This window comes from Bradyrhizobium liaoningense (genome assembly GCF_018130955.1).
In the GTDB taxonomy this organism is placed as follows: domain Bacteria; phylum Pseudomonadota; class Alphaproteobacteria; order Rhizobiales; family Xanthobacteraceae; genus Bradyrhizobium; species Bradyrhizobium liaoningense_C.
On sequence record NZ_JAFCJM010000123.1, the window covers coordinates 1 to 6,318 of the forward strand.

Below are 6,318 nucleotides of genomic sequence, written 5' to 3' on the forward strand. Positions count from 1 at the left end.
ACTGGTCCTCCCAGCCGACAGAGAACTGTTACCAATCCATCAGGTCTACTTTGTTACCAATCTATCCGGGCTGAACATGCAAATCGACCTCTCCCCGTCGGGGAGAGGTGTCCGAGCCCGCGGAGAACCGCTTTCAACCAAGCACCATCACGTCCTATTGCTCGTCCTTGGGCGGCATGCGGGGCGGCGGTAGCGGCGTGAACACGGCCCCTAGCTGGGTGTCAGTGGGCATCTTGAACTCGCCGGTCGAGGAATCCCCGCCCGTGGTCTCCAGAATGATCTTTGGCGTCACATATTCGCGGACCATGTCGATGATGCTGCCGTCGCCGCCGCCGAAATCCGCGGCGCGGCCGCCCTGCGGGTGGCCGGCCTTGATCTCGTTCTCGGCGGCATGGGTCTTCTCGGCGAGCGCGTCGCTGTAGGGCACGCGGTAGGCCCTGGGAACCGCGCTCGGCCGGTTATCCTCGTCGAGCTCCTCGACCCACAGATAGATCGCGCCGGGCTCGCCTTCCAGCGTATGCGGCTCGACGATGCGCGCATGCAGGAGCTTGAAGGACGTCGGCAGCCGCGCGGTCGTCGCCCAGCCCAACAGCCCGCGCATCTCGGTGAAGCTGATGACGTAGAATGCGCTGGTCACGACGACGGCGACGGCCTTCAGCGACCAATGCAGGCGCGCATAGACCAGCACCAGCAGCAGCAGCGCGCCGATGATCGCATAGGCGACGGAAATCCCGAGGATGACATATTGCAGCTCACTCACGGCGCACCCTCACCCCCGTTTTCGGGTCGAGATCGCCGCCGTTGCGCCAGCTGCTGCGAAACGTCTCCAGCAGCGATTTCGGCCGCTGGTCGACATTGACGACCTTGCCTTCGGCATCGAGCCGGAACCGCACCGCGGTCTTCTCGTCACCGGTGTGGTCCAGCGTGAACTTGTTGTCGAAGATCACCTGCGCGACCGGGTTGAGCTTCTGCACCTTCACATTGGCGGTGACCGGCTCGCCGGTCGTCGCCGCGAAATGCGAGACGTTGACGGTGTATTCGCCGGCGAGAATGCCGCGCACCGTGACGATCTCCTCGCGGATGGGCGAGGCGATCTTCTTGCCATTGACAACGATGAAGTCGTTGGCGCCGCCGCGGTCGTCGCGGTCGAGCGTCAGGAAGCCGGCCTCGCGGTGCCGATACCAGGCGATGTTGCCGGCGGGATCCTGCACGAACAGGTCGAGATCGTCAGGATGATTGTCCGGCCAGTCCATGGTGATCATGAACTCGGCCTTGGAGTCGATCTTGCCGTCCTTGGCGTCCGGCGAGACCGCAAGCAGCGCGAGAAAGAACAGGAAGGCGATCACCTGGAGCGCCTTGAACAGCATGACACCGAGGGGATCGAAAGCTTCCTCGCGCGGATAGAGACCGAAATCGTCCATCATGACCGCGTTTCCAGACCCTTGCCAAGACCCTTGCCCAGATCCTTGCCCGCACCCTTGCGTTCGAGCGCCGGCGTCACATAGGTCTCGGTCATCATGACGGCGTCGGAGAACACCCGCTGGGTCGACGCATCCAGCATGTAGTACTGGATGCGGACCAGGATCGAGCCGACGAGACCCGCAAGCGTCGTGTACATCGCGACCGCCATGCCGTCGCTCATCAGCCCCATCGAGGTCTTCATCGCGGCCTTGTCGGCGGCGTCCAGCGTTGCGATCGGCGCCAGCATGATGATGAATCCGATGATGGTGCCGAGCAGGCCGAGCTTCATCAGCGTGTCGGAGACGAATGCGCCAAAGCCGTTGGAGCCGCGCAGGCGGTCCGCCAGCGTCCTGAGCAGAAGCGTCTGGTCCACCGGGCGATAGTCTTGCGCGGCCGCCTTCGTCGCCAGGCTCGCGATATGATCCCTGACCAGCCCTGCCGGCAATGACGTTGCGCCCGCGTCCAACGCCTTCGCGCCGTCGGCCGAGGCCAGCACCGCGCGGCAGCGCCGGGCCGCCGCCCCTTCGCGGGCGATCGCGCGGGTGCGCCAGAAGCAGTGGCCGCAGGTGACGATGTAGAGGACCGCGATCAGGCTCGATATGTAGGTCCTGTCGGAGGCCACCATCAGACGGATCAGTCCGTAGCGCCAGAGCAGCACGACCGCGAAAATCGACAGCCCTGTAAAGATCATCCAGAGCAGCAGCGCGCTTCGCTCGGACGCATCGTCTCCGGGCGTTGCCATCCGTCCAATGGTCATGGTGCTCATGCTGCGTCGGCTCCCGGTCCCTAGAGTTTCCGTTCCGATGGAATCGGAACGGAAGCTCTAGATTCTTGTGTTGACGCGTTTTCTTACGCGAACCGGTACCCACTTCGCGGGAAAACGCTCTTGGCCTGTCCCAATTAGAGCAAAGCTGCACGCTTCGGTCCAAAGAGTCATGCCCAAAGTGCTTCGGGAAATTTGCCCGAATATGCGCCCGGTGTTCCCTTGTGATTGGCAACGCATGGTGCCGTTGTTACTCTGAGCTGCCACTTCTCGGGGGTGATCGCATGCGCCTCGTGCTTCAGCTTGTCGGCCGTCTGCTCGTCATCGTCGCGCTTTGCCTGGGAGCCGCCACGGTGTGGGCCAGCGTGGACGCCCATCGCAGCGTCGATCGCGCCACCGCTGCCTCCGCCCAGCGGGTGGCAAAGGCCCTCGAAGCCCTCTATTGGCGCGAGCTTTTGCTGCGCAGCAACAGAGCGCGCGAACATCTGCTGCCGGTTCCCGATTGGCGCACGCTCGAGACCATGAAGCTGATCTCGCCGGGCGTCTGCGTGCAGTTCGCGCCCGCGACCGCCTTCGAGAAGCCGCTTTGCGGCCAGAGCCAGGGGATCGGCCAGGCCGCGCCGCGCTGGTTCGCGGCCATCGTGCCGTCGTTCCTCGGCAGCCACGCCGAGGTGGTCCGTCCCGTCAGCGACCGGGCAGCCGCCGCCGGCACCGTGATCGCGACGCCCGATCCGGCGGCCGCGATCTCGCTCGCCTGGGAATACACCCTCAATGTGCTCGACGTCGCACTCTTGATGTCGCTGGCGATCGCGCTGCTCGCCTCGCTGGCGATCGCGCATACGCTTGCGCCGGCGCGTTCGATCGTGACAGCCCTGCAACGCATGGCGCGCGGCCAGTACCGCACGCCACTGCCGCGCTTCCGCTCCATGGAGCTCGCGATGATCGGCCAGGCCGTCGGCGAGCTCGGCGACCGGCTCGAGGAAGCAACCGCCCAGCGCGCGGCGCTGACGCGGCGCCTGCTCGAGATCCGCGAGGACGAGCGGCGCGCGCTCGCCCGCGAGCTGCACGACGAGTTCGGCCAAAACCTCTCGGCCATCCTCGCCTTCGCCAACACCATCGAGACGGCGAGCGCGAAGGACAAGAGCGGGCATGCGATCACGCAGGACGCAAAGATGATCTCGCAGGCGACCCATCACATCATGGCCTGCCTGCGTGGGACGTTGAACCGTTTGCGCCATCCGCTTCCCGAGGAACTCGGGCTGGAGGCGAGCCTCGTCAATCTCGTCGATAGCTGGCGGTCGCAGAGCGCGACGCAGCCGGTGATCCAGCTCGACCTCAGGGGCGACATTGCCGGCGTGCGCGGCACTGCCGCCACCACCGCCTATCGGGTCGCGCAGGAATGCCTGACCAACGCGCTGCGCCACGGCGCGGCACGCGAGATCAACCTGCGCATCGAGCGCCGTACGGGCGAGGAGAACGCGCTCTTGATCCGCGTCGAGGACGACGGCGGCGGCGATGCGGAGCGCGTCGTGCAGTCGGCGGGCCATGGCCTGACCGGCATCCGCGAACGGGTCTCTGCGGCTGGCGGCTCGCTGTCGATCGCGCCCGCCCGCCGTGGCCTTAGCGTCGCCGCCACGATCCCGCTCGCCGCATGAGGCCGCGCCGGACATGACCGAGCTCGACGCAAAGGGCATCTCGGTGCTGCTGGTCGACGATCACCCGATCGTGCGGCAGGGCTACCGCCGCGTGCTGGAGAGCCAGGGCGATTTGCACGTGGTGGCGGAAGCCGACAACGCGGCCGACGCCTACGCCGCCTTCAAGGCGCACGATCCTGATGTGGTCGTGATGGACATTTCAATGCCCGGCGCCAGCGGGCTGGAGGCGATCCGCAACATCCGCGCACGCAATCCCCGCGCCCGCGTCCTCGTCTTCACCATGCACAACGAGGCCGTGCTGGTGAAATCCGCGTTCAATGCGGGCGCCAACGGCTTTGTCACCAAGAGCAGCGAACCCTCCGCCGTCGTCAGGGCAATCCGCAGCGTCGCGCGCGGCGAACGCGCGATGAGCGACGACATCGCCCATGTGCTCGCCGAGGAAAGCCTGTCGCCGACGGGATCAGTGCTCGATCAACTCGGCGAGCGCGAGATCGAGATCCTGCGCCAGTTCGCATCAGGCGCGACGACGGAACAGATCGCCTCACACCTCAATCTGAGTGTGAAGACGGTGCAGAACTATCACTATCTGATCAAGACCAAAACCGGCGCGCGCACGGACGCGCAGCTCGTGCGGCTCGCGGCGACGTGTGGGCTGACGAAGATTTAGCGCCAGACGAAAAGTTTCTCTCCGCGCACAGCCCTGTTCCCGTTACAGCTTCGACGGCGAATGAATCATCGCCGCGCTGTTCCCTCGTCGCAATCAAACCAAGTCCGCAGCAAACCTCCGCCATCAACCCCGAGTAGATTCAAGGTCAAGCGCGGCCAACAGCGCGTCTTGCAAAGACTCCGCTGCATTTCAGGCCCCGCGACTGAAATGAAATCGGAGTGAAGTGACATGCACAAGCTGCCAAACGACACGATCACGGTCACCCTGCCGGACTTCGGCCAATCCAAGACGGTGCTCGGCGATCCGGGTTTCGCAACCGATGACTGGGGCGGAAACGATGCGCTCACGGCAACCATCTCGGACCTCAACTCGCATGTAACGCTCGCCGGCGAAGATTTGGTGGCCATGCATGGCGATTCTCACGGAGGGAACGATACGCTCGTGGTGAACATAGATGGCGGCTGGGATGGCGCCGTTCTCGTCGGAGATGCCCAATCCATGTCCGACAATGCCGAGGGCGGCAATGACACGCTCTCTGCCGATGGTCACAACACGCTGTTCACCGATATTTCGCTCTACGGCGACGTCGTGGGCGACATGTCCGGTTATGCCAAAGGCGGCAACGACAGCCTTACGGCGTCGACCGGGTGGAGATCATTTGGCTCCCTCAGCGGCGATGCTGGCGGTTCCATGACCGACCACGCACATGGCGGGAACGACACGCTCAGCGCCACAGACAACGGACTGGAGGGCGGAGACAGCCTCAGCGGTGACGCCCATGATTCCATGACCGGCAACGCCGTTGGCGGCAATGACACTCTCACCTTTACCGCAACCTCCGACGTTCAAGTCGGAGGCGGAAGCCTGTCGGGAGACGCTGGAATTTCCATGACCGACAATGCCAAAGGCGGCGACGATATCCTCACGGCCATCATCAATGGCGAGCCGGCGGCCGCACACGTCAGCTTGACGGGGGACGCCCCAACCATGTCGGGCAATGCTCACGGCGGGAACGATATTCTCATGGGAGCATCGACCCCCGATCTCCTGTGGGGCGATGCGCGGAGCTACGCTCCGTCAACCCCGGGCTCGATCACCGGAGGCACCGATACCCTCAACGGTGGCGGCGGCAACGATCTCCTGTGGGGCGGTCCGAACAACGACACCTTTGTCTTCAGCACCGGCTCGGGCCAGGACATCATCAACGACTTCAATCAAGGCAACACGGCCGTCGGCAGCACAGCGCCGGAACACGACCTGATCAACCTGCATGGCTACGGCTTTACCGATTGGGCTGCCCTCTCCAACCTCATCAGCGACAATAGCGCCGGCGATGCCGTGATCCACCTGACCGCCAACGATACGATCACCTTGGACGGAGTGCACACGGCTGCCCTTCAGGCAACGGACTTCATCATCTGACGGCGTCGCACCGCACAGGGTGATGGGGCTGCGGCGACGATCGCCAAATCCTCGTCATCCTGCGCGAGGCTGCGTCAGCAGCCGCTTGGCGTAAGCCGCTTGATCCAAGCCGCTTGATCCAAGCCCTGGCGCTTGCTGCAAGCTAAAACATGATGAGTTTAGGTTGAGTTGGCGCGGCATCGGGAATTCACCTCTCCCTTGGGAGAGGTCGGCGCGGAGCGCCGGGTGAGGGGTTACGGTCTCACGCGGCCCCTCACCCGATTTGCTTGCGCATGTCCAGCGGATTGATTGGTAACAAAACGGACCGGATGGATTGGTAACAATCGTTCACGGTTCCTTCCTCTGCGTTG

General features: G+C 64.2%; 6 protein-coding genes. 3 read left to right on the forward strand and 3 right to left on the reverse strand.

The window, feature by feature from the left end; all coding sequences use genetic code 11:
* Positions 1-154 precede the first annotated feature (154 nt).
* Genes JQ632_RS38715 through JQ632_RS38725 form a run of 3 tightly spaced genes read right to left on the reverse strand, consistent with a single transcriptional unit; the run spans position 155 to position 2,227 of the window.
* A complete protein-coding gene (locus JQ632_RS38715; RefSeq protein WP_212407974.1) occupies positions 155-760 on the reverse strand; it encodes a hypothetical protein in 606 nt (201 codons plus the stop codon).
* Positions 753-1,424: a hypothetical protein gene (locus JQ632_RS38720; protein WP_212407975.1), complete on the reverse strand. Its 672-nt coding sequence runs from the start codon at positions 1,422-1,424 to the stop codon at positions 753-755. The genes JQ632_RS38715 and JQ632_RS38720 overlap by 8 nt, the downstream gene beginning before the upstream one ends.
* Positions 1,421-2,227 carry a MotA/TolQ/ExbB proton channel family protein gene (locus JQ632_RS38725; protein WP_212407976.1) on the reverse strand — a complete coding sequence of 269 codons (807 nt, stop codon included), beginning with the start codon at positions 2,225-2,227 and terminating at the stop codon, positions 1,421-1,423. Before JQ632_RS38725 ends, JQ632_RS38720 begins: the two co-directional genes overlap by 4 nt.
* A gap of 281 nt (positions 2,228-2,508) precedes the next feature.
* Here JQ632_RS38725 and JQ632_RS38730 point away from each other — a divergent pair, with 281 nt between their 5' ends.
* The 3 genes from JQ632_RS38730 (at position 2,509) to JQ632_RS38740 (ending at position 5,968) form a co-directional block, all read left to right on the forward strand.
* Positions 2,509-3,879: a histidine kinase gene (locus tag JQ632_RS38730; RefSeq protein WP_212407977.1), complete on the forward strand. Its 1,371-nt coding sequence runs from the start codon at positions 2,509-2,511 to the stop codon at positions 3,877-3,879.
* Between the two features lie 13 nt (positions 3,880-3,892).
* Positions 3,893-4,546, forward strand: a complete 654-nt coding sequence (locus JQ632_RS38735) for a response regulator transcription factor (RefSeq protein WP_212407978.1) — start codon at positions 3,893-3,895, stop codon at positions 4,544-4,546.
* Between the two features lie 228 nt (positions 4,547-4,774).
* On the forward strand, positions 4,775-5,968 hold the full coding sequence (locus JQ632_RS38740; protein WP_212407979.1) for a hypothetical protein: 1,194 nt from the start codon (positions 4,775-4,777) through the stop codon (positions 5,966-5,968).
* Positions 5,969-6,318: the final 350 nt, after the last annotated feature.